The following is a 21,583-nucleotide window of genomic DNA, read 5'->3' on the forward strand; positions in this document are numbered from 1 at the left end:
GGCTCCTTGAGGTTAGCCGAGCGAAACAAGAAGTCCGCCCCCTCCTCGAAACGCACGGCCACCACGTCGACACCTCAACCGCCCGGGATGGAGGCGGTGATTATTCAAATTTCACTCAACCGCTGTTGAGCGAAGGTAAGACAGCGAGCTATTTACTACCGCATTGTTTGGATGTTCTTTCGCAAGCTTGAGTAGCAATTTTTCTGTCCGTGATTTTTCTGGCCATACCAGAGTCAGGATTTTCACTAGGTCGTCGCGCATCGCGCCAGACTTTTCCTCAAAGCGAATTGCTGCACAGTCCCATGTGGTTTCGAGTTCTGGCCATCGTTGGGCCAGCATGTGCAGGGAAGCGTCGCGGGCATCTGCGCCGGTGTTGGTGTCGCGGGCGGCATCAAGGATCGTGGTGTAGGTGTCGTCCCGGTCGGGCCACCGCTCTCCCAGAACCCGCAGTGCGGTGTCGCGGGCCTTGGCGTTGGTGTCGCGGGCGGCATCAAGGATCGTGGTGTAGGTGTCGTCCCGGTCGGGCCACCGCTCTCCCAGAACCCGCAGTGCGGTGTCGCGGGCGTTGGCGTTGGTGTCGCGGGCGATCTCGAGGACTGCGGTGTAGGTGTCGTCCCGGTCGGGCCACCGCTCGCCCAGAACCTGCAGGGCGGTGTCGCGGGCCTTGGCGTTGGTGTCGCGGGCGGCATCAAGGATCGTGGTGTAGGTGTCGTCCCGGTCGGGCCACCGCTCTCCCAGAACCTGCAGGGAAGCGTCGCGGGCATCTGCGCCGGTGTTGGTGTCGCGGGCGGCATCAAGGATCGTGGTGTAGGTGTCGTCCCGGTCGGGCCACCGCTCTCCCAGCACTTGCAGGGCGGCGTCGCGGGTGGTGTTGCTGGCGTTGGTGTCGCGGGCGGCATCAAGGATCGTGGTGTAGGTGTCGTCCCGGTCGGGCCACCGCTCTCCCAGAACGCGCAGGGCGGAGTCGCGGGTGGTGTTGCTGGCGTTGGTGTCGCGGGCGATCTCGAGGACTGCGGTGTAGGTGTCGTCCCGGTCGGGCGACCGCTCCACCAGTACCTGCAGGGCTGTATAGCGGGCGTAGTCGTTGGTGTTGGTGTCGCGGGCAGTCTCGAGGACTGCGGTGTAGGTGTCGTCCCGGTCGGGCCACCGCTCCACCAGAACCCGCAGCGCGGTGTCGCGGGCGTTGGCGTTGGTGTCGCGGGCGATCTCGAGGACTGCGGTGTAGGTTTCGTCCCGGTCGGGCCACCGCTCTCCCAGCGCGTGCAGGGCGGCGCTGCAGGCATAGCCGCTGCCGTAGTCGCTGGCGTTGGCGTTGGTGTCGCGGGCGATCTCGAGGACTGCGGCGTAGGTGTCGTCCCGGTCGGGCCACCGCCCACCCAGCACCCGGGCGGCGACGTCGCGTGAGTTGGAGTCGCGGTCGCGGGCGGTGTTGAGGGCTGTGGTGTAGGTGTCGTCCCGGTCGGGCCACCGCTCTCCCAGCACTTGCAGGGCGGCGTCGCGGGCATGGGTGCTGGCGTCTGTGTCGTGAACGGTGGTGAGGACTGTGGTGTAGGTGTCGTCCCGGTCGGGCCACCGCTCTCCCAGCACCTGCAGGGCGGTGCCACGGGTGGCGTCTTTGCCGTTGTCGTTGGTGTCGCGGGCGATCTCGAGGACTGCGGCGTAGGTGTCGTCCCGGTCGGGCCACCGCTCTCCCAGCACCTGCAGGGCGGCTTCGCGGGCGTATTCGTTGGCGTTGGTGTCGCGGGCGGTGTTGAGGATTGCGGTGTAGGTGTCGTCCCGGTCGGGCCACCGCTCCCCCAGCACCTCCACGGCGGAACGCCCTGTCCAATATCCCCAAGGCACTCGAGCCAGAAGGCCGGCCTCCTGAGGCGTACGGCACAGCGACGCTGCAAGGATGTCTTTCGTATCGCCCGAATCGAAGTGAATCTCTGTACGGTGCCAGCGCTGATAGCGCTCTCTGCCGGTCCATGACCAGGGGAAGGACATCATCGCAGGCACAGCGTCAGCCAGCGTGGCCCATGGGATCTCCGAGAGGTGGGCTGTGAGAGTGTCGATGACCGCGTTGCTCTGGATGGCGAGTGATCGTTCGGGATGCTTCCCGGGTCTGGCGGGAGCGCGGGGAATCCGGTGCGCTTCGGCAAGCACACGGATGGCAAGCTCCAGGAACTTCACACTGCTGTTTGTCTGGCCGTAAGCGGGAGTACCGCGCAGCCGGTGCATATGAAGCAGGCGGGCGATGAAGGTGGCGTGCTCGGCTTCTGCCTGGCTACTGATCTCGCCGATGAACAGCAGGATGACTTCGTGCCAGACGGGGTTGGTGGCGCGGTCGGCGAGCATGTCGATGAGCTCTTCGGGGGACCATTCACGGCCCGCGTAGCGTCGGCTGAGTTCGCGTGCGGCGAGATATTCGAGGAAGGTGCGGTGCACGAAGCCGTACATGCCGGCGCCGTGGGGGTGCAGGAGGAAGGCCCGCTCGTGGAGCCGGGTGACCACTGCGCCGGCGACTATCCGTCCGACGTGGTGTGGGTAGTTCATGTCGGTGACGACGTACTCGGCGATCATGTCTGTGAGGTCGCCGCTGGGGATCAGGGGGCTGCCCTCGGGGCTGCCCGCGCTTTCCTGCAGGCGGCGGGCGAGGCGTTGGAGGAGTTCTTGAAGCAGGCCCATGTCGAGTTCGTCGATGGCGGCGGCGACATCGGGGTGGTCCTGGCGGGGGAGGGGAAGGTGTTTGGCGTCGCGGTCCCAGCGGCTGGTGAGGACGTCGACGGCGTGCCGGTAAACCTCGCGACGGTCGCGGGGGATGGTGGTGCCCAGGCCGATGGAGGCCAAGATGGTCAGCAGCAGGGGGTTGCCGGCCAGCTCCGCCACGGACGTGAATCCGCGCACGGCGTTTATGAGGCGTTCGCTGAGGCGGGAGGCTTCGTTGGGATCGTCGCAGTGGGCGGCGGTGTACCAGCGCCGGATGAACGACTCGATCTGCCGCCGGGGCAGGTCCTCGAGCTTGGCCTGGGCGAAGCCGGCGTTGGCGAACACCTCGCGGGTGAAGCCGATGACGCGGGAGGTGACGATGACCCGCACGTGCTCGTGGACTTCGGCGAAGGCGGCCACTTGCCGGGCGACCGCAGCCCGCCGACCGGGGTCGAAGATCTCGTCCAGGCCGTCGAAGACCACCAGGACAGGCCGGTGCGTGCGCTCCAGCAGATACTCGAAGACGTTCCGCGGCAGGCACATGCGTTCGGTGGTGTCGAACTCCTCCCAGAAGTCCTCCACCGTCCGGCCCTGCCACCTCTCGTCGGCGAGGTGCCGCAGCTCCACGACGACCGGCACGGTGCCCGCCTCCACCAGACCGCGCAGCTCGGCGGGCACCTCCTCCAGCCCGCCGGCGATCGCCAGCGCCAGAAACCGCGACAGCGTCGACTTACCGGCCCCCGGATCGCCGAGCAGCACCAGCCGCCGCCCCTGAGCTGAGGCAACCGCCTCGAGCACCGGCACCGGCGGCCGCTCTACCCGTGTCTTACGCCACTCCTTGACCTGTTCCGCCCGCAGCCCCGGAGGCAACTCCTCCACCGATACCTCGCCGCGCTCCACCAGCTCCTGCCACAGCCGGGCCGGCAACTCCGGCCTCGGGGGGTCCCACGATGCCGGCGGGGCCTCGAACACCTGCCGCAGCCGGATCATGGGCTGCTCACCCGCCCGCTCGCTCCCACCCAAAACATCGAGGCTCAGCCGCCCGCACGTCACTACCAGGCGCTCGAAGTAGCGGACCACAGCAGCATCCGCCTCGGCCTCCATACCGGACGCGGCCGGGGTGCGGCGTCGGGCGTCAGCGGTCTCCTGCCAGGCGCTGTCCAGCAGGCGCTGCCAGTCCTTGCGAGCCTCCGAGGCAAGCCAGGTCTGACGGACCCGGCCGTTCCCTTCGAGCCTTCGGGCGCCGGTCCAGGACTCCCAGACCGCGACCACGGCCAGGACCTGTTCGAAACTGTCCGGCTGCGGAACGCTGAAGGACTCCAGTTCCTTCGGGGCCCACCGGCTGGCCACCTTCCCCTCGAACGCCGGCGTCCCCGGCAGCCCGGTTCTACGGACCTGCCGCTGCAGCGGCGCTTGCAGACCACCGGACCCGTGCAGCTCGCGGTACGCGGCCTCCGCCTCGGTGCGCAGCGTGCGCAGCCGCCGATACAGCGTCTCGCGGTGAACTCCCACAGTCTCTTCCCCCTGAAGCCGGCCCCGTCCCACCATCCGGCAGCCTCCGGCTGCCTGAAACGGGTGGATCGGGCAGCCATAGCGCGCCGGTGCGGACCAGCAGGTTAGTACCCAACCTGCCTCACCCACCCCGCTCTTGGGACCAGACCACCCCCACGAGGTCAATCTCGAAGCAACGCCGGGCCCGGCGCACCACCATCCACACCGCTACAAGAGGGAAGACCCCGCCATGGCCCACCGCCGTCGTAAGCCCGCCACCACCCGCTGCACCACCCCGCCCGGCCCTCGACCCCGCCCGCAGACGCTGTGGCGAGAAGCCGGCCACCGCGCCGTTCTCGGCTTCGCCGATTCCACGGGAGCCGTCGCCGCCGCCGTTCTCGAATGGTGGCTGCGCACACGCTGAACCGCGAAGGACACACCGGGGCACCTCCTGAGGTTTCCCTTCCCCATCAAGGCGGCTCGCTCCGCTCGGACTCAGAGCGGGCTGCTCCCTGCCCCGGCCATCAGGTGCCGGGGCAGGGAGCAACGTCGGCCGGCATGAGTCTGCTCGTGGAGCCTTCGATGCACAGCCGCTCAAACGCGGCTACAACGGTGTCTGGTACGTCCTGCTCGATGGCTAGACCCAACCTCGGTAGGACGAGTACTCGTTGCGGAGCGCCCACGACCATGTCGATCACCGTGCGAGCGTCTCCGATGGAATCGGCGTACTCTTCCACGCCCATCGACGTGGACGCGCACACCACTTCGACCTCGGGCCAGAGCTCCGCGCCATGGCGTAGGAGCGCCGCTCTTCGTACATGCCGACCCGGGGCTGACGCTGCGGGTGTACGCCCACCTGATGCCCGACAGCCGCAAGCGTGCTCGCCTGGCCATCGACAAGGTGTTTGAGCGCGACTCTGAGGAAGATCACGGCCCCCCCCAGGCGGCCCACTGACCCACGGGCGGCCCCTGAACTGCCCTTATGTGCAGGTCGGGGGCCATTGGCTTGAGAGAAGCCTCTGAAGTTGCTCAAGTCCGCTTTGGCGCGAGGAGGGCTGGGGAATCCCCCTGTCACACAACAACGGGGAAGCGGTGGGGGACCTCGCTTCGGGGGAAGAGAAGGGCGGGTGGGGAGCATGAGCGTCTTCATCGCGGTGCTGGTCTCGGTGGTCGTCGTCGGAGCGCTGCTGGCCGGTCTGCGGGTCACCGGTGGGAGCGGGCCGTCGAAGTCGCGCGCCGGACGCCGGCGCTCCGCGAGCGGGGCGTCGGCCGACGGCGGCGGCAGCTCCGGCGGCTGGTGGTCGGGGGGCGACTCCGGCGGCGACGGCTCCGGCGGGCACTCCTGCGGCGGCGGCTCGTCGTGCGGGGGCGGCGGGGGCGGCGGGGGCGGCTGCGGCGGGGGCGGCAGCTGACCGGAGCATGGTCGCACGGTCACCGAAAGTGACATGCTGTCGGGCGTCCGGAGGGTGAACTCCCTCCGGACGCTCTTTCGTTGAGCGAAGTGGACGCTTTTTGTTGAACAAGTGAACCCTTGGGCCCCCGAGGGGATGGAAACCACGGCAAGTTGGGCGAAAAGGCTGTGAGTGCGCGTACTTCGTGATTCCCTCGTGGAAGAGAACAATCAGCCCTCGGACCCCAGTTGGACCAGATCGGGCGCTCCCCATCTCCCACGCGCAGTCATCCGGGGGCGTCCTGCTGTCCAGGTGTCCATGTGTGTTTGCGGAGCCCACCCATGCTCACCACCCTCCAGACGGCCTACTCCGATACCCGCGCCGCCGACCTGGCCTGGATGCTGGGACGGGAGCCGCTGCCCGCCCTGGCGGTCCTCGATCTCCAGCTCGACGGCGCGGAACTCCAGTTGAGGCTGCTCGGCGCCTCCCATCAGGTCCTCCTCCAGGAGGACCGCGGTGTCTGCTCCGAGACCGTGGCCTGTATGCCCGGCAGCAGCACCCCCCTGCCCCTCGGCGTCGCGAAGCGGCTCGGGGACTGGGAGTACGAATTCGCGGCGCGCGTCGAGACCTTGACCCAGGGGCAGTTCGCCGGGCGGGCGCAGGAGCTGCTCGCCCTGGTCAGCGACCACCCGCACGGTCTGGCGGGCACCTTTCCCGGCAGCCCGTACGCCTTCACCGCGATGCTCGCCCAGCGAACCGAGGGCCAGGTGCGGTGGCGCACCTGGCACGCGTATCCGCAGGAGGGGCAGTTGGTGGTGACCCGGACCAGGGTGGGGGTGCGGATTCCCGCGCCCGTGGCTTGACCGGCGCGGGTACTACACCCGTGTGGGTGACAGGCCGAGATGGTGTGGTGACGTAGCGTTCGCGTCATGATCGACCAGCAGATATCGCTGCGAGGGGGCGCGGCGCGGCTTCCCGTACGGCCGAGGACCGGCCGGTTCCTCGTGCTGGCCGCGGTCTTCGTCTGCGCCGCGTGCGGTCTCGTCTACGAGCTCGAACTGGTCGCGCTCGCCTCCTACCTGATCGGCGATTCGGTCACCCAGGCCTCCGTCGTGCTCTCCGTGATGGTGTTCGCGATGGGCATCGGCTCCCTTCTCGCGAAACGGTTGCGCTGCCATGCCGCCGTCGGTTTCGGGATGGTCGAGGCGGCCCTCGCGCTGATCGGCGGCTCCTCCGCGCTGGTGCTCTACGCATCGTTCGCCTGGCTCGGCGACTCGCAGTACGCCCTGGTCGGGTTCTCGCTGGCGATCGGGGTGCTGATCGGCGCGGAGATCCCGTTGCTGATGACGCTGATCCAGCGCGTCGACCGGCAGGACGCGGGCGGGGCCGTCGCCGACCTCTTCGCCGCTGACTACGTGGGCGCGCTGGTCGGCGGGCTCGCGTTCCCTTTTCTCCTGCTGCCGGTGCTGGGGCAGTTGACCGGAGCGCTGTTCACCGGCGGGGTCAACGCGGCGGCGGGCGCCGCGCTGGTCCTGTGGGTGTTCCGGCGCGACCTCACCTCCCGTTCCCGGTGGCTCCTCGTCCTGGTCAACGGCTCGGTGATCGCGGTCCTGGCCACCGCCACGGTGCTGGTCGACGACTTCGAGCGGGCGGCGCGGCGGGCGGTGTACGGGGACCAGGTGCGGATCGCCGTGCAGACCGAGGTGCAGGAGGTCGTCCTGACCGGCGCGGACCGCGATTCCCTCGACCTCTATCTGGACGGCCGGCTGCGGGTCAGCGCCCGCGACGAGTACCGCTACCACGAGGCGCTGGTGCACCCCGCGATGAACGGGCCCCGCGCCCGCGTGCTCATCCTGGGCGGCGGCGACGGGCTGGCCGCCCGCGAAGTGCTGCGCTACCGGGACGTCCGCTCGGTCACCGTCGTCGAACTGGACGCGACCGTCACCCGACTGGCCCGCACGGACCCGGCCCTGTCCGAGCTGAACGACCACGCCTACCGCGACCCCCGCGTCTCGGGGGTCGGGGCGGACGCGTTCACCTGGCTCCGGGCCGACCGGGGGCGCTACGACGTGGTGGTCTCCGACCTCCCGGACCCGGGCATCACCGCCAGTACGAAGCTGTACTCCGCCGAGTTCTACGGGCTGGTCGCGGAGGCCCTGGCCCCGGGCGGGCGGCTCGTGGTGCACGCGGGGCCGCTGGGCACCCGGCCGCAGACCTTCTGGACGGTGGAGGCCTCGATGCGCGCGGGCGGCCTCGCGACCCGCCCGTACAGCGTCACCGGCCGGTACGCGGGCCTCGTCACGAGCCCGGACCGGGGCGGCGGCGAGGACCGGGAGCGGGAGGACTGGGGCTTCCTCCTCGCCGGACCGGGCGCGGCGCCGAAGCCCTCGCTGGCGGCCGGAGGGCCCGTACCGCGGTCGCTGGGCGGCCGTGAGCTGCGTGAGGGGGTCCGGGCGGCGGACGACGCCCGGCTTCCCGGGCTGATCCCGTCGACGCTGGTCCATCCCCGGTACTGGGAAGACGTGTGAGCGCGCCCGGCTTTCGGCGGGCGCAAGCGCTGACGTCCGGGCCATGGCCGATTAGGCTCGGTTTCCATGGAGCATGAGGTGTTCGTTCCGGTTCCCGTCCCGACGCTGCTGCGCGCGTTGGGCGATCCCGCCCGGGTCGCCCGCTGCGTTCCCGGCCTCCAGCAGGACGCCGACGCGTCGGCGTCGCCCCTGGCGGGCCGGCTGAAGCTGCGGGCCGGGGGCCACACCATCACCTACCGGGGCGAGCTGCGGCTCACCGGCCCGGAGGGCCCCGGCGGTTCGGGCGGGCAGCGCTTCTCGGTGACCGGGCGGGGCGTGGAGGCCCGGGGCGTCGGTGCGGTCGAGCTGGTCCTGACCATCGGCCTCACGGAGGCGGACGGTGGGACGGCGCTCGCCTACAGCGGTACCGCGAGCGGGGACGGGCGGCTGGTCGAGCTGGAGGAGGGCGCGGCGCTCGCGGCCGCCCACCGGCTCCTGGACCGCTTCACCCAGCAGCTGGTGACGGAGTCGCTGGCGGAGCGGGACGAGGGCGCGGACAGCGACGGCGGGGACGGCGGGGACGACGGTGCGGTGGTCGCCGAGGGGCTTGAGGGTGATGAGGACGAGGCCGAGGGTGTCGGGGGCGGAGGTGGTTCCTCCGCGGCCGGGGACGCGGCCGGGGCCGGTGCCGGGGCGGCGGCCGAGGTCGGCGATCCCGACGCGGAGGAGTCCGGGTCCGTGTTCGACTCGCCCGTGCCGCCGCCCTCGCTCGATCCCGTCGCCGGGGTGGAGTTCACCGTTCCGGACGAACCGCCCGCCGAGGCCGCACACGCCCGCCGCACCATGATCGGGCGCAGCGCCGAGGAGGTCGACCACGCGCCCCCGCGGGGCCGCTACGCCCCCGTGCCGTCCCCGGAGGCGGGCGGTGCGAGCACCACCCTGCGGTGGGTCGCCCCCGCCGCCGCCCTCGCGCTCGCCTCCGCCGTGGTGCTGAGCAGGGTGCTGCGACGCCGGAGGTGAGGGGCGGGCGGTGGCGGACGCGGACGGTAGCGGGCGCCGGAGGCGGGGCGGGCCAGTAGGGTCGTCGGGTGAGCAGGAGCGAAGAGAACGTCAGGCTGACCGTCGGCGACGCCGAGTTGACCGTCGACCCCGGGCACGGCTGCCGGATCAGCAGCCTGCGGATCGGGGGCACCGAACTGCTCCGCCAGGGCGAGCGCTACGGCTGCTTCCCGATGGTGCCCTGGTGCGGGCGCACCGGGAACGGGCAGTTCCGCAACGGTGACGAGCTCCACCGGCTGCCGCTGAACTCCCCGCCGCACGCCATCCACGGCACCGGCCGGGACACCTCCTGGCAACCGGCGTTCACGGCCGCCGACCTGGACGAGGGGCGGGCCGCGTTCTACTACGACCTCGCCGAGCCCTGGCCGTACCGGGGCCGGGTGACGCAGACCTTCGAGCTGACCGGGGACGCGCTGACACTGGGCCTCGCCGTCGAGACGTCACGCGACTCCTTCCCGGCCCAGGCCGGCTGGCACCCCTGGTTCCACCGCACCATCGACGGCGCGGCCGCCCAGCTCTCCTTCGACGCCGCCTGGCAGGAGGAGCGCGGCGCGGACCATCTGCCGACCGGCCGTCGCATCGACCCGCTGCCCGGTCCGTGGGACGACTGCTTCGGCATGCCCGACGGCGTGGACGTGAAGCTCACCTGGCCGGAGCGGCTGGAGCTGACGGTGAAGAGCCGCAGCGAGTGGGTGGTCGTCTACGACGAGCAGGACGAGGCCGTCTGCGTGGAGCCGCAGTCCGGGCCGCCGAACGGGCTGAACACCGCGCCCCGGCTGGTGACCCCGATCGACCCGCTGGAGATGACGACGACCTGGAGCTGGACGCGGCTCTGAGCCGGTGCCCGGCAGTGGGCCGGTGCGACACCGCTTACCCTCGTGGGCATGACTGACGTACGCGCTGACCTGCTCCAGCAGATCAAGGACAAGGCCGTGGTGCACGGCAAGGTGACCCTCTCCTCGGGGCTGGAAGCCGACTGGTACATCGACCTGCGCCGGATCACGCTGGACGGCAAGGCCGCGCCGCTGGTCGGCCAGGTCATGCTCGACGCCACCGCCGAGCTGGACTACGACTGCGTCGGCGGGCTGACGCTGGGCGCCGACCCGGTCGCCACCTCGATGCTGCACGCCTCCGCCGCCCGGGGCAGGAGCCTGGACGCGTTCGTCGTCCGCAAGGCGCAGAAGGCGCACGGGATGCAGCGCCGGATCGAGGGCACCGACGTGAAGGGCCGCCGCTGCCTGGTCGTCGAGGACACCTCGACGACGGGCGGTTCCCCGCTGACCGCCGTCGAGGCGGTGCGCGAGGCCGGCGGCGAGGTCGTCGCCGTCGCCGTGATCGTGGAGCGCGGTGCCGCCCCGGCCATCGCCGAGGCCGGTCTGCCGTACCTCCACGTCTACTCGGTGGCCGACCTCGACCTGGGCTGAGAGGTGGCGGCCCGCGGACCCGGTTTCACGTGAAACCGGGTCCGCCGAGTGGAGCCGGATGAGGAGTCTGGGAAGATGGGGGCGACGATGACGTCGCCCCCAGGTCAGGGACTCACAGCCTGCACACCCGCACATCCCAAGGAGCGGTCAGATGCCCATCGCAACCCCCGAGGCGTACGCCGAGATGCTCGACCGGGCAAAGGCGGGCAAGTTCGCCTACCCGGCCATCAACGTCACCTCGACCCAGACCCTGCACGCCGCCCTGCGCGGCTTCGCGGAGGCCGAGAGCGACGGCATCGTCCAGATCTCCACCGGCGGTGCGGAGTTCCTGGGCGGCCAGTACAACAAGGACATGGTCACGGGTGCGGTCGCCCTGGCCGAGTTCGCGCACATCGTCGCGGCGAAGTACGACGTCACCATCGCGCTGCACACCGACCACTGCCCCAAGGACAAGCTGGACGGTTACGTACGTCCGCTGCTCGACGTCTCCGCGGAGCGCGTCGCCAAGGGTCTGAACCCGCTGTTCCAGTCCCACATGTGGGACGGCTCGGCCGAGACCCTCGCCGACAACCTGGCCATCGGCCAGGAGCTGCTGGCCAAGGCCGCCGCCGCCAGGATCATCCTCGAGGTCGAGATCACCCCGACCGGCGGTGAGGAGGACGGCGTCACGCACGAGATCAACGACGAGCTGTACACGACCGTCGACGACGCGCTGCGCACCGCCGAGGCGCTCGGCCTGGGCGAGAAGGGCCGCTACCTGCTGGCCGCCTCCTTCGGCAACGTCCACGGCGTCTACAAGCCGGGCAACGTCGTGCTCCGTCCCGAGCTGCTGAAGGACCTCCAGGCGGGCGTCTCCGAGAAGTACGGCAAGCCGGCCGGCAGCCAGCCGTTCGACTTCGTCTTCCACGGCGGCTCGGGCTCCACCGCCGAGGAGATTGCCACCGCGCTGGAGAACGGCGTCGTGAAGATGAACCTCGACACCGACACCCAGTACGCCTTCACCCGCCCGGTCGTGGACCACGTGTTCCGCAACTACGACGGTGTCCTGAAGGTCGACGGCGAGGTCGGCAACAAGAAGACCTACGACCCCCGCACCTGGGGCAAGGCCGCCGAGGCGGGCATGGCCGCGCGCGTCACCGAGGCGTGCGGGCACCTGCGCTCCACGGGTACGAAGCTGAAGTAACCACCCGTCCGCACGGACGTACGGTGTCGGGCCCGGTCCTCCTTCAGGGGGCCGGGCCCGTTGCCGTGCCAGGAGAGAGAAACGAGGCCCCGCTGTGGGTGCGACTTACGATTTCGACACCGCCGTCGACCGCCGGGGCACCTGGTGCGTCCAGTGGGACGGGGTCGCGGACCGGTTCGGGGTCGACGGGCTGCTGCCGTTCACCATCTCCGACATGGACTTCGCCACGGCCCCCGAGGTCCTGGCCGCGCTGCGGGCCCGTCTGGAGCACGGGGTGTTCGGCTACACCACCTGGCAGCAGGACGACTTCCGCTCGGCGATAGCCCACTGGTACGCGACCCGGTACGACACCACGATCGACACCGGACAGCTGGTCTACGGCCCGTCCGTGCTCAACCAGCTCTCCCAGCTGCTGCGGATGTGGACGGTGGAGGGGGACGGCGTCGTCGTCCACACCCCCACGTACGACGGCTTCCGCAAGGCGATCACCGGGCTCGGGCGCGAGCTGCGGGGGGTGCCGGTGGGGGACGAGGAGGCGCTGGAGCGCGAGCTGTCGCGGGCGGACGCGAAGGTGCTGGTGCTGTGCTCGCCGCACAACCCGACGGGTCGGGTGTGGACGGCCGACGAGCTGGCCCGGACGGCCGCGCTGGCCGAGCGGTACGGGGTCGCGGTGATCAGCGACGAGATCCACGCGGACTTCGTGCACGAGGAACACGCGGGGCGCGGCCATGTGCCGTGGACGCGGGTGGCGGGCGGCGGGCGCTGGGCGCTCATCTCCTCCGGGTCGAAGGCGTTCAACTTTCCGGCGCTGACCGGTTCGTACGGGCTGATCGGCGATCCTGCGGACCGGGCGGAGTACGTGCGCCGGATGGAGACGGGGGAGGGGCTGGCGTCGCCGGCCGTGCTGTCGCTGACCGCGCACATCGCTGCGTACCGGGAGGGGGCGGCGTGGCTGGACGCGGTACGGGCGTATGTGGCGGGGAACCTGGACCACGTCGCGGAGCGGCTGGGCGAGGCCTTCCCCGAGCTGGGGTGGGCGCCGCCGCAGGCCGGATATCTGGCCTGGATCGACCTGCGGCCGCTGGGCGTGGACGACGAGGCGTTGCAGCGGTGGCTGGTGGAGCGGGAAGGGGTGGCGATCATGGGAGGTTCCGTCTACGGGGCGCCCGGGTTCGTCCGGTTGAACGTGGGGTGTCCCCGGGGGAAGGCCGAGCTGGGTGTGGAGGCGCTGATCCGAGCGGTGGGGAGCCTGACGACGAGCCCCTCCGCCGGCTGAGGAGCGGGGGCCGGGGGACGGTGCCCGCGTGACGGTGCCCGGGGGTGCGGGGGAGGGCGCTCCGGGGGACGCTGACTCCATGGCTGATGCCCCCGCGCCCGGAGAGATCCGGGTCGCCTCGTCCGTCGGGCGGTGGGTCGTGCTGACCACCGTGCTCGGCTCCAGCATGGCGATGCTGGACTCCACGGTCATCAACGTGGCGCTGCCCCGCATCGGCGAGGACCTCGGCACCGACATGGCCGCGCTCCAGTGGACCGTCAACGCGTACATGCTCACGCTCGCCGGGCTGATCCTCCTCGGCGGGGCGCTCGGGGACCGGTACGGGCGGCGGCGGGTGTTCGTGGTGGGGGTGGTGTGGTTCGCGGTGGCCTCCCTGCTCTGCGGGATCGCGCCGAACGCGGGCGTCCTCGTCGCCGCGCGGGCCCTCCAGGGCGTCGGCGGCGCGCTGCTCACCCCGGGGTCCCTCGCGCTCATCCAGGCGAGCTTCCATCCGGACGACCGGGCCCGGGCCGTGGGGCTCTGGTCCGGGTTCGGCGGGGTCGGGGCGGCCGTGGGGCCCTTCGTGGGCGGGTGGCTCGTCGACGGGCCCGGATGGCGGTGGGTGTTCCTGCTCAACGTGCCGCTCGCCGCGATCTGCGTGCCCGTCGCGCTCCGGCACGTACCGGAGTCGCGGGATCCGGCGGCGCACGGCCGGTTCGACGTGCTGGGGGCCGCCCTCGGGGCGCTGGCGCTCGCCGGGGTGACGTACGCCCTGATCGAGGCCCCGGGGCAGGGCGCGTCGCCGGTGGTGATCGGGTCGGCCCTCGGCGGGGTGGCCCTCTCCGTGGCGTTCGTCCTGGTCGAGCAGCGGCGGGCGGATCCCATGCTGCCGCCGTCGATCTTCCGCTCCCGGCTGTTCACCTCGGTCAACCTGGTGACCTTCTGCGTCTACGCGGCCCTCGGCGGCTTCTTCTTCCTCTCCGCGATCCAGCTCCAGGTCGTGGCCGGGTACTCGGCGCTGGGGGCCGGTACCGCGCTGCTGCCGACCACGGTCCTCATGCTGCTGTTCTCCGCCTGGTCGGGGGAGCTGGGTCGGCGGATCGGGCCCCGTATCCCTCTCACCGCGGGGCCGCTGCTGGCCGCCGCCGGGATGCTCCTGATGCTGCGGGTGGGGCCCGGGACACCGTCCGTCGGTTCGTACGTCGGTGAGGTGCTGCCCGCCGTCCTGGTGCTCGGCGCCGGGCTCGTCGTGGTCGTCGCGCCGCTCACCGCGACCGTCCTGGCCGCCGTGGACGCCGGGCGGGCGGGGCTGGCCAGCGGCATCAACAACGCCGCCGCGCGGGCCGCCGGGCTCATCGCGGTGGCGGCCCTGCCGCTGCTCGCCGGGATGGGGCCCGAGGCGTACCGCGACGCGGGCGAGTTCGCCGCGACCTTCCGGCGGGCGATGCCGATGTGCGCCGGGCTGCTGGTGGCGGGCGCGGTCATCGCCTGGTGGACGGTGCGCACCCCGGCCGTCGCCGTCCGGGGGGAGCGGCCCGAGTGCGCGGTCCACTGCGGAGTCACCGCCCCGCCGCTGGAGCCGGAGCGCGCGTCCCGCGCCGAGCCGTGACCCGTACCCCGGCGAGGGGCCCGGAGCCCGTGGGAGCGCGCCGGGCCACGGGGACGGGGCGCGGTGCCGCCGGGGCGTCGCGGCAGGCACACTTGAGCCATGTCCATCCACGAGAACCTGCTCGGGGGCCCCGCCCCGACCCACCTCCCCGACGACCCGGAGCCGCGCGAGCTGCTCGCCGCCGGCACCCCGCCCGCCGAGGTCGCCGCGAAGTACCCCACCTCCTCGCTCGCCTGGGCACAGCTCGCCGACGAGGCGTTCGAGGGCGGCCGGGTCGTCGAGTCGTACGCGTACGCCCGTACCGGCTACCACCGCGGCCTCGACTCCCTGCGCCGGGCCGGCTGGAAGGGCCACGGCCCCGTCCCGTTCGAGCACGAGCCGAACCGCGGCTTCCTGCGCGCCCTGCACGCCCTGGCGCGGGCCGCCGGGTCGATCGGGGAGACCGAGGAGCACGAGCGCTGCTCGACGTTCCTGCGGGACTCCTCGCCGACCGCCGCCGACATCCTGAGCTGAGCAGTCCTCCCCCGAGCCGCTCCCTGCCCAAGCACCTCGGGCGGGGAGCGGCTTAGTATGCGAACAGGGGACCGGAGCTCCATCACCTCACGGAAGGGGCGGACCGCTACCCGGAAGCTCGTGTCGAGGAGACAGAAATGTCGACGAACCACCCCGACCCCGAAGCCACCGGTGCGGACACCCCGCACCTGGACTTCGCGGGAACGACTCCGTACGAGGACTATGTCCAGGCGGATGTCCTGACCCACCTCCAGCACCTGCGCTCGGACGATCCCGGCGAGATGGTCTTCCTGGTCACCACCCAGGTCATGGAGCTGTGGTTCACGGTCATCGTCCATGAGTGGGAGACCGCGACCCGCGCCCTGCGCGAGGACCGCATACCCGTCGCGCGCGACGCGCTGAAGCGTTCGCTGCGCGAGCTGGAGGCGCTCAACGAGTCCTGGCGGCCGCTGGCCGGACTCACCCCCGCCCAGTTCAACTCCTACCGGGGATCCCTCGGCGAGGGCTCCGGGTTCCAGTCGGCGATGTACCGGCGGATGGAGTTCCTGCTCGGCGACAAGTCCGCCTCCATGCTGGTGCCGCACCGGGGCGCGCCCCGGGTGCACGCCGAGCTGGAGAAGGCGCTCGGGGAGCCCAGCCTGTACGACGAGACCCTCGCCCTGCTGGCCCGGCGCGGGTACGCCGTTCCCGAGTCGGTCACCGGCCGGGACCTGACCAAGCGGTACGAGCCGTCGCCCGAGGTCGAGGCCGTGTGGGCGGAGATCTACGCCTCCGACGACCAGAACGACGAGCTGGTGCGCCTCGGCGAGCTGCTCACCGACGTCGGCGAGCTCGTCTGGCGCTGGCGCAACGATCACCTCGTCGCCACCCGGCGTGCGATGGGCTCCAAGACCGGCACCGGCGGCTCCGCCGGGGTGGCCTGGCTGGAGAAGCGCGCCACGAAGAACGTGTTCCCCGAGCTGTGGACGGCGCGCAGCCATGTCTGAGACCACGACCACGGACACGAACGCGGCGGAAGACCTCCGCGAGCGGGCGCTGAAGCTCGACGCCGCCGATCCGCTCGCCGCGCGGCGGAAGCTCTTCGCGCTCGACGAGGGCGTCTACCTCGACGGCAACTCGCTGGGCGCGCTGCCCGTCCACGTTCCCGCCCGAGTGCAGGACGTCCTCACCCGCCAGTGGGGCGAGCTGCGCATCCGGTCCTGGGACGAGAGCGGCTGGTGGACCGCGCCCGAGCGGATCGGCGACCGGATCGCCCCGCTCGTCGGGGCCGCCGCCGGCCAGATCGTCGTCGGTGACTCGACCAGCGTGAACGTCTTCAAGGCCGTCGTCGCCGCGGGACGGCTCGCGGGGGAGGGACGCGACGAGATCCTGGTTGACGCGACGACCTTTCCCACGGACGGGTACATCGCGGCCTCCGCAGCCCGGCTCACCGGTCACCGGATCGTGCCCGTCGCACCCGCCGACGTCCCGGCCGCGCTCGGGCCGCGTACCGCCGCCGTGCTGCTCAACCACGTCGACTACCGCTCCGGCCGGCTGCACGACCTGCCCGGACTGACCGCCGCCGTCCACGCGGCGGGGGCGGTCGTGGTGTGGGACCTCTGCCACAGCGCCGGCGCGCTGCCCGTCGGTCTGGACGAGCACGAGGTGGACCTCGCGGTGGGCTGCACCTACAAGTACCTGAACGGCGGCCCCGGTTCGCCCGCGTACCTGTACGTCGCCGAGCGCCACCAGGCCGCCTTCGACTCGCCACTGCCGGGCTGGAACTCACACGCCGACCCGTTCGGCATGACCCCCGACTACGCCCCCGCGGACGGTTCCGTACGGGGCAGGGTCGGCACGCCCGACATCGTCTCCATGCTGACGCTGGAGGCGGCGCTCGACGTGTGGGACGGGGTCCGTGTCGACGTGGTGCGGGCCAAGTCCCTCGCCCTGACGGACTTCTTCCTGGAGTGCGTCGAGGCGTACGTCCCCGTGGGCCGGGTCACCTCCGTCACCCCGGCCGCGCACGCCGAACGCGGCAGCCAGGTCGCCCTGCGCTGCGACGGGGCGGAGCCCGTGATGCGGCGGCTGATCGAGCGGGGCGTCGTCGGCGATCTGCGGCGGCCGGACGTGCTGCGGTTCGGCTTCACCCCGTTGTACGTGGGATTCGCCGACGCGGAACGGGCGGCGCGGGTCCTCGCCGAGGTGCTCGCCGACGGCACCGTCGGCTGACGGGTCGTCACCGTCTGTTCGACCGGGCGGGGACGGTGCCGAGTGCTGGTACCGTCCCCGCAGGTCAGCCCAGTTGGGCAAGAGCACAGGCACGGGACACAGGCATAGGACGGTTGAGCAGCATGTCGGATTCTGCCGCGCGTGATCGGGACGTCGCCGAGACGGAGTCGGCGCTCGCGCATCCGGAGGTCACGCCCGACCGGACCGCCGCCTACGGGGACCACCCCGACCAGGTCGTCGACTTCTACGCGCCGCGCGACGGACGCACCGGCGCCCCGCTCGTCGTCCTCCTGCACGGCGGCGCCTGGCGGACCCGGTGGGACCGGGCCCATGTCTCCCCGCTCGCGGACTTCCTGGCCCGCCGGGGCTTCGCCGTGGCGAGCGTGGAGTACCGGCGCGGCGGCGACATCCCGCAGCAGCGCGGCGGCGGGGAGAACACCCGGCCGAGCGGCGCCGAACCGGTCGCGGGGCGCTGGCCGGAGACCTTTGACGACGTGGCCGCCGCGATGGACGCGATGCCCGTGCTGGCCGCCCGCGAGCTGCCCGGGGCCGATGTGCGGCGGATCGTGGTCACCGGGCACTCGGCGGGCGGGCACCTCGCCCTGTGGGCGGCGGCGCGGCACGTCCTGCCCGAGGGGTCGCCGTGGCGGCTGCCCGCCCCGCCGCCGCTGCGCGGGGTCGTCGCGCTGGCCCCGATCGCGGACTTCACGACGGCGGCCGAGCTGGGCGTGTGCGGCGGTGCGGTCGCTCAACTCCTGGGCGGGGATGCCGACGTCGAGGTCCGGGCGGCGCAGGCCGACCCCGGGGTGCTGCTGCCGACCGGGATCGCCACCGCGATCGTGCAGGGCGTCGAGGACATCGTCGTGCCGCAGGCCGTCTCCGAGGCGTACGTCGGCGCGGCGGCCAGGTCCGGCGAGATGGTGGGGCTGACGCTGCTCGGCGGCGTCGGGCACTTCCCGCTGATCGACCCGGCCGCCGACGCCTGCGCCGTCGTGGCCGAGGAGATCACCCAGCTCGCCTGGTGAACTCCTCCGGACGCCCCGCCCGATTGCGGACGGAAGGTGTCCGCAAGGGTCTCTACGTTGGTCCTGTTGCCGCTCGGACGGAGCCGGCACCGACGAAGGAGACCTCATGACGATCCTGGTGACCGGAGCCACGGGAACGGTCGGCCGCCGCGTGGTCGAGCAGCTGCTGGAGCGCGGCGAGCACGTCCGGGCCCTGACCCGCGACCCGGCGCGGGCGGAGTTTCCGGACGGCGTCGACGTCGTCCGCGGCGACCTCACGGACCCCGCGTCGCTGGGCCCGGCGCTGGACGGGGTGAGCGGGCTGCACCTCATCACCTTCGGCGGCGAGTTGTTCGCCCCGCTGGAGACCGGCGAGGAGATCCTCGCCCTGGCCCGGAAGGCGGGCGTGCGCCGGGTGACCGTGCTGCACGGCGGTGGGGAGACCCCGATGGAGACGGCGGTGCGCGCGAGCGACCTCGCCTGGACCGTCGTGATGCCGGTGGAGTTCATGGCGAACGCCCTGGAGTGGGCGCCCGGCATCAGGAGCGAGGGCGTGGTGCGCGAGCCCTTCGTCGACCGGCTGAGCGCGATGGTCCACGAGACGGACATCGGGGCGGTGGCGGCCGCGGCCCTCACCGAGGACGGCCACGGCGGCCAGGAGTACCTGATCACCGGCCCGCAGGCGCTGACCGTCGGCGACAAGACGGCGGTCATCGCGGCGGCGCGGGGCGCGGACGTGGAACTGGTCGAGCTGACCGAGGAGCAGGCGCTGGAGGCCTGGCGGGGCCAGGGCATGCCTCAGGACGTGATCGCGTTCCTGATCGACGTCTACCGGGACACGCCGCCGGAGGGCCGGACCGTGATCGACACGGTGGAGAAGGTCACCGGGCGGCCGGCGCGGACCTTCGCGCAGTGGGCGCAGGAGCACGCGGACCACTTCCGCCCGGGGGCCTGAGAAGGCTGCCACCAGGGGTTTTCCGGCCCCTGGCGCGGTGCGGCGGAGACGGGTGGTCAGCCGGGTAGTCCTTGAGGGGGACGCCCCGGAATCCGTAGCGATGCTGACGACCCGCCGTCCGCCGCCGCCTACCGTGGAAGCGTGACCGAGACCCAGACAAAGACCAGCAGCCCGGAGTTCCGGGCCGCCGCAGGGGCGATAGACGGCCTGCGGAACGATCTCCTGCGCCAGGTGTTCGCCTACCGTCCCCTCCCGCCGCTCAACCCCGACGGACGCGTCATCCGACTGTTGCCCGGGGGGATGCGCAGGTCCGCCGTCTGGACCCCGCACGCCCTCGTGCTGTTCGCCGCCTTCGTCGTGCTGCTGGCCGGGTTCGCGGAGTGGGACTACCGCTTCCTGATGGGCGTGGTGCCCGCGATCCCGGTCGCGATGACCCTGATCCGGCCGGTCGCCGCGTTCTGGGCGTCGATGCTGGCGACCGTCTTCTGCGGAGTCCTGGGCGGCGATCTGTGGAATCCGAGCTCCTTCATCGCCCAGGCGGTGGTCATGGTGGTCGTGGCCGCCCGGACCCGGCCGCGTACGGCCGCCTGGATGTGGCTGCTGACCCTGCTGTTCGGGGTGCTGGTGGAGGCCGGCGACCCGTCGATCACCGCACCCCTGGCGACGGTCTCCGCCCTCGCGCTGCTCGTCGTCGCCGTGGTCCAGATCCGGCGGGACGCCGAGCGCGAGGTCACCGTGCAGCGCACCGTCACCGCCGTCGAGCGCGACCGCCGCACCCTGCTGGAGGAGCGCACCACCATCGCCCGGGAGCTGCACGACGTGGTGGCCCACCACATGTCGGTCGTCGCGATCCAGGCCGAGGCCGCCCCCTACCGGGTCGAGAACCCGCCGCCGGAGCTGGAGCAGGCCTTCGTCACCATCCGGGAGAACGCCGTGGCCGCCCTCACCGAGCTGCGCCGCGTCCTCGGGGTCGTCCGGGCGGAGGACTACGAGGCCCCCGACGCCCCGCAGCCCACCCTCGCCGCGCTCGACGGACTCCTGGACAACGTCCGCGAGACGGGCCTGGAGACGGAGAAGGTGATCACCGGGGCCGTCCGCGAACTGCCGCAGGGCGTCGAGCTCTCGGCGTACCGGATCGTCCAGGAGGCCCTGAGCAACAGCCTGCGGCACGCGCCGGGCTCCTCCGCCCGGGTCGAGCTCGGCTATGTCCTCGGCGGGCTCGGGCTGCGCGTGGTCAACGGCCCCCCGCGCGGCCTGGTCAAGCCCTCGCCGGGGGCCGGGCACGGGATCACCGGGATGCGGGAGCGGGTCGCGATGCTGAACGGCGAGATGACGGCCGGGACGACGGTGGACGGCGGGTACGAGATCGCCGTGTTCCTCCCCGTACCGCTGTCGGACGGGCCGGAGCCACGGGAGACGGTCGGCGGCGCTCCGGACATGACGGGCGACGCGGACACGGTCGTCGTCGAACGGGGCGGCGGCGCATGAGCGACACCGACATCCGGGTCCTGATCGTCGACGACCAGATGATGGTCCGCGAGGGCTTCTCGGTCCTGCTCAACGCGATGCCGGGGATCACCGTCGTGGGCGAGGCGGTCGACGGGCGCCAGGCGCTCGCCCAGGTCACCGCCCTGCGCCCGGACGTGGTCCTGATGGACATCCGCATGCCGGAGATGAACGGCATCGAGGCGACCCGCGAGATCGTCGCGCGGGACGCCGACGCGAAGGTGCTGGTGCTGACGACCTTCGACCTCGACGAGTACGTCTACCAGGCGTTGCGCGCCGGGGCCTCGGGCTTCCTCCTGAAGGACGCCTCCGCCCGGCAGCTCGCCGACGGGGTACGGGTGGTGGCCTCGGGCGAGGCGCTGCTCGCGCCGACGGTGACCCGGCGGCTGATCACCGAGTTCTCCAAGCTCGCCGAGACCCCGCGCCCGCCCGCCCTGGCTCGGATCGGCGATCTCACCGAACGCGAGACGGAGGTGCTCGTTCTGATCGCGCAGGGGCTCTCCAACGCGGAGATCGCCTCGCATCTGATCGTCGCCGAGTCCACGATCAAGACGCACGTCAGCCGCATCCTGGTGAAGCTGGGGCTGCGCGACCGGACGCAGGCGGCGGTGTTCGCGTACGAGGCGCGGCTGGTGACGCCCGGGTAGCGCCTCTTGCGACGTGCCCGGGCGGCCTCGGGCGGCCCCGGGCGGCCTCGGGCGGCCCCGGGCGGCCTCGGACGGCCCCGGAGACGGCCCCGGGCGGTCCTAGGCGGTCCCGGGAACGGCCCAGGGCAGGCGCGCCTCTT

General features: G+C 72.0%; 18 protein-coding genes. 17 read left to right on the plus strand and 1 reads right to left on the minus strand.

Translation table 11 applies throughout. The features are described from left to right. Positions 1-111 precede the first annotated feature (111 nt). The gene (locus ACIRJT_RS17055; RefSeq protein WP_403909768.1) at positions 112-4,200 is read right to left on the minus strand and encodes a hypothetical protein; all 4,089 of its coding nucleotides are present in this window, start codon (positions 4,198-4,200) and stop codon (positions 112-114) included. A gap of 229 nt (positions 4,201-4,429) precedes the next feature. Here ACIRJT_RS17055 and ACIRJT_RS17060 point away from each other — a divergent pair, with 229 nt between their 5' ends. The 17 genes from ACIRJT_RS17060 to ACIRJT_RS17140 all read left to right on the plus strand — a co-directional run bounded on the left by ACIRJT_RS17060 (position 4,430) and on the right by ACIRJT_RS17140 (position 21,443). After that, on the plus strand, positions 4,430-4,603 hold the full coding sequence (locus ACIRJT_RS17060; RefSeq protein WP_403909771.1) for a hypothetical protein: 174 nt from the start codon (positions 4,430-4,432) through the stop codon (positions 4,601-4,603). Between the two features lie 712 nt (positions 4,604-5,315). Then, positions 5,316-5,591 (plus strand): hypothetical protein, encoded by a 276-nt coding sequence (locus tag ACIRJT_RS17065; RefSeq protein ID WP_403909774.1) that lies wholly within the window; start codon positions 5,316-5,318, stop codon positions 5,589-5,591. A 320-nt stretch (positions 5,592-5,911) separates the two neighbouring features. Continuing rightward, positions 5,912-6,433, plus strand: coding sequence for a DUF2617 family protein (locus ACIRJT_RS17070; RefSeq protein WP_007452907.1), 522 nt, complete (start codon positions 5,912-5,914; stop codon positions 6,431-6,433). Positions 6,434-6,499: 66 nt separating this feature from the next. Beyond that, entirely contained in the window at positions 6,500-8,098 is a 1,599-nt protein-coding gene (locus tag ACIRJT_RS17075) for a polyamine aminopropyltransferase (RefSeq protein ID WP_403909777.1), read from the plus strand. A gap of 66 nt (positions 8,099-8,164) precedes the next feature. Then, complete coding sequence (locus tag ACIRJT_RS17080; RefSeq protein ID WP_403909779.1) at positions 8,165-9,097, plus strand: SRPBCC domain-containing protein; 933 nt, start codon at positions 8,165-8,167, stop codon at positions 9,095-9,097. 68 nt (positions 9,098-9,165) lie between these two features. After that, positions 9,166-9,972 carry an aldose 1-epimerase gene (locus ACIRJT_RS17085; protein WP_403909782.1) on the plus strand — a complete coding sequence of 269 codons (807 nt, stop codon included), beginning with the start codon at positions 9,166-9,168 and terminating at the stop codon, positions 9,970-9,972. Positions 9,973-10,020: 48 nt separating this feature from the next. Continuing rightward, a complete protein-coding gene (gene pyrE / locus ACIRJT_RS17090) occupies positions 10,021-10,560 on the plus strand; it encodes an orotate phosphoribosyltransferase (protein ID WP_403909785.1) in 540 nt (179 codons plus the stop codon). A gap of 151 nt (positions 10,561-10,711) precedes the next feature. Next, complete coding sequence (gene fbaA, locus ACIRJT_RS17095) at positions 10,712-11,743, plus strand: class II fructose-bisphosphate aldolase (RefSeq protein WP_403909788.1); 1,032 nt, start codon at positions 10,712-10,714, stop codon at positions 11,741-11,743. A 94-nt stretch (positions 11,744-11,837) separates the two neighbouring features. Further along, on the plus strand, positions 11,838-13,019 hold the full coding sequence (locus ACIRJT_RS17100) for a MalY/PatB family protein (RefSeq protein WP_403909791.1): 1,182 nt from the start codon (positions 11,838-11,840) through the stop codon (positions 13,017-13,019). A 79-nt stretch (positions 13,020-13,098) separates the two neighbouring features. Then, positions 13,099-14,607: a DHA2 family efflux MFS transporter permease subunit gene (locus ACIRJT_RS17105; protein WP_403909794.1), complete on the plus strand. Its 1,509-nt coding sequence runs from the start codon at positions 13,099-13,101 to the stop codon at positions 14,605-14,607. Positions 14,608-14,706: 99 nt separating this feature from the next. Beyond that, entirely contained in the window at positions 14,707-15,120 is a 414-nt protein-coding gene (locus ACIRJT_RS17110) for a DUF3151 domain-containing protein (RefSeq protein WP_007452918.1), read from the plus strand. A 137-nt stretch (positions 15,121-15,257) separates the two neighbouring features. Next, positions 15,258-16,106: a tryptophan 2,3-dioxygenase family protein gene (locus ACIRJT_RS17115; RefSeq protein WP_403909797.1), complete on the plus strand. Its 849-nt coding sequence runs from the start codon at positions 15,258-15,260 to the stop codon at positions 16,104-16,106. After that, positions 16,099-17,331 (plus strand): kynureninase, encoded by a 1,233-nt coding sequence (kynU, locus tag ACIRJT_RS17120; protein WP_403909800.1) that lies wholly within the window; start codon positions 16,099-16,101, stop codon positions 17,329-17,331. The genes ACIRJT_RS17115 and kynU overlap by 8 nt, the downstream gene beginning before the upstream one ends. Before the next feature lie 122 nt (positions 17,332-17,453). Further along, positions 17,454-18,356: an alpha/beta hydrolase gene (locus ACIRJT_RS17125; protein ID WP_403909803.1), complete on the plus strand. Its 903-nt coding sequence runs from the start codon at positions 17,454-17,456 to the stop codon at positions 18,354-18,356. 106 nt (positions 18,357-18,462) lie between these two features. Continuing rightward, positions 18,463-19,290 (plus strand): NAD(P)H-binding protein, encoded by an 828-nt coding sequence (locus ACIRJT_RS17130; RefSeq protein WP_403909805.1) that lies wholly within the window; start codon positions 18,463-18,465, stop codon positions 19,288-19,290. Positions 19,291-19,431: 141 nt separating this feature from the next. Beyond that, entirely contained in the window at positions 19,432-20,778 is a 1,347-nt protein-coding gene (locus ACIRJT_RS17135; RefSeq protein WP_403909808.1) for a sensor histidine kinase, read from the plus strand. Continuing rightward, entirely contained in the window at positions 20,775-21,443 is a 669-nt protein-coding gene (locus ACIRJT_RS17140) for a response regulator transcription factor (protein WP_050358460.1), read from the plus strand. The genes ACIRJT_RS17135 and ACIRJT_RS17140 overlap by 4 nt, the downstream gene beginning before the upstream one ends. Positions 21,444-21,583 lie beyond the last annotated feature (140 nt).

The sequence above is a fragment of the Streptomyces sp. NPDC102283 genome (assembly GCF_044766265.1).
Lineage (GTDB): Bacteria > Actinomycetota > Actinomycetes > Streptomycetales > Streptomycetaceae > Streptomyces.

Coding starts and splice junctions, on each gene's coding strand:
- ACIRJT_RS17070 (WP_007452907.1), top strand. CDS start 5,912: ATGCTCACCACCCTCCAGACGGCCTACTCCGATACCCGCGCCGCCGAC.
- pyrE (WP_403909785.1), top strand. CDS start 10,021: ATGACTGACGTACGCGCTGACCTGCTCCAGCAGATCAAGGACAAGGCC.
- ACIRJT_RS17080 (WP_403909779.1), top strand. CDS start 8,165: ATGGAGCATGAGGTGTTCGTTCCGGTTCCCGTCCCGACGCTGCTGCGC.
- ACIRJT_RS17075 (WP_403909777.1), top strand. CDS start 6,500: ATGATCGACCAGCAGATATCGCTGCGAGGGGGCGCGGCGCGGCTTCCC.
- ACIRJT_RS17140 (WP_050358460.1), top strand. CDS start 20,775: ATGAGCGACACCGACATCCGGGTCCTGATCGTCGACGACCAGATGATG.
- ACIRJT_RS17125 (WP_403909803.1), top strand. CDS start 17,454: ATGTCGGATTCTGCCGCGCGTGATCGGGACGTCGCCGAGACGGAGTCG.
- fbaA (WP_403909788.1), top strand. CDS start 10,712: ATGCCCATCGCAACCCCCGAGGCGTACGCCGAGATGCTCGACCGGGCA.
- ACIRJT_RS17105 (WP_403909794.1), top strand. CDS start 13,099: ATGGCTGATGCCCCCGCGCCCGGAGAGATCCGGGTCGCCTCGTCCGTC.
- ACIRJT_RS17130 (WP_403909805.1), top strand. CDS start 18,463: ATGACGATCCTGGTGACCGGAGCCACGGGAACGGTCGGCCGCCGCGTG.
- ACIRJT_RS17110 (WP_007452918.1), top strand. CDS start 14,707: ATGTCCATCCACGAGAACCTGCTCGGGGGCCCCGCCCCGACCCACCTC.
- ACIRJT_RS17115 (WP_403909797.1), top strand. CDS start 15,258: ATGTCGACGAACCACCCCGACCCCGAAGCCACCGGTGCGGACACCCCG.
- kynU (WP_403909800.1), top strand. CDS start 16,099: ATGTCTGAGACCACGACCACGGACACGAACGCGGCGGAAGACCTCCGC.
- ACIRJT_RS17065 (WP_403909774.1), top strand. CDS start 5,316: ATGAGCGTCTTCATCGCGGTGCTGGTCTCGGTGGTCGTCGTCGGAGCG.
- ACIRJT_RS17060 (WP_403909771.1), top strand. CDS start 4,430: ATGGCCCACCGCCGTCGTAAGCCCGCCACCACCCGCTGCACCACCCCG.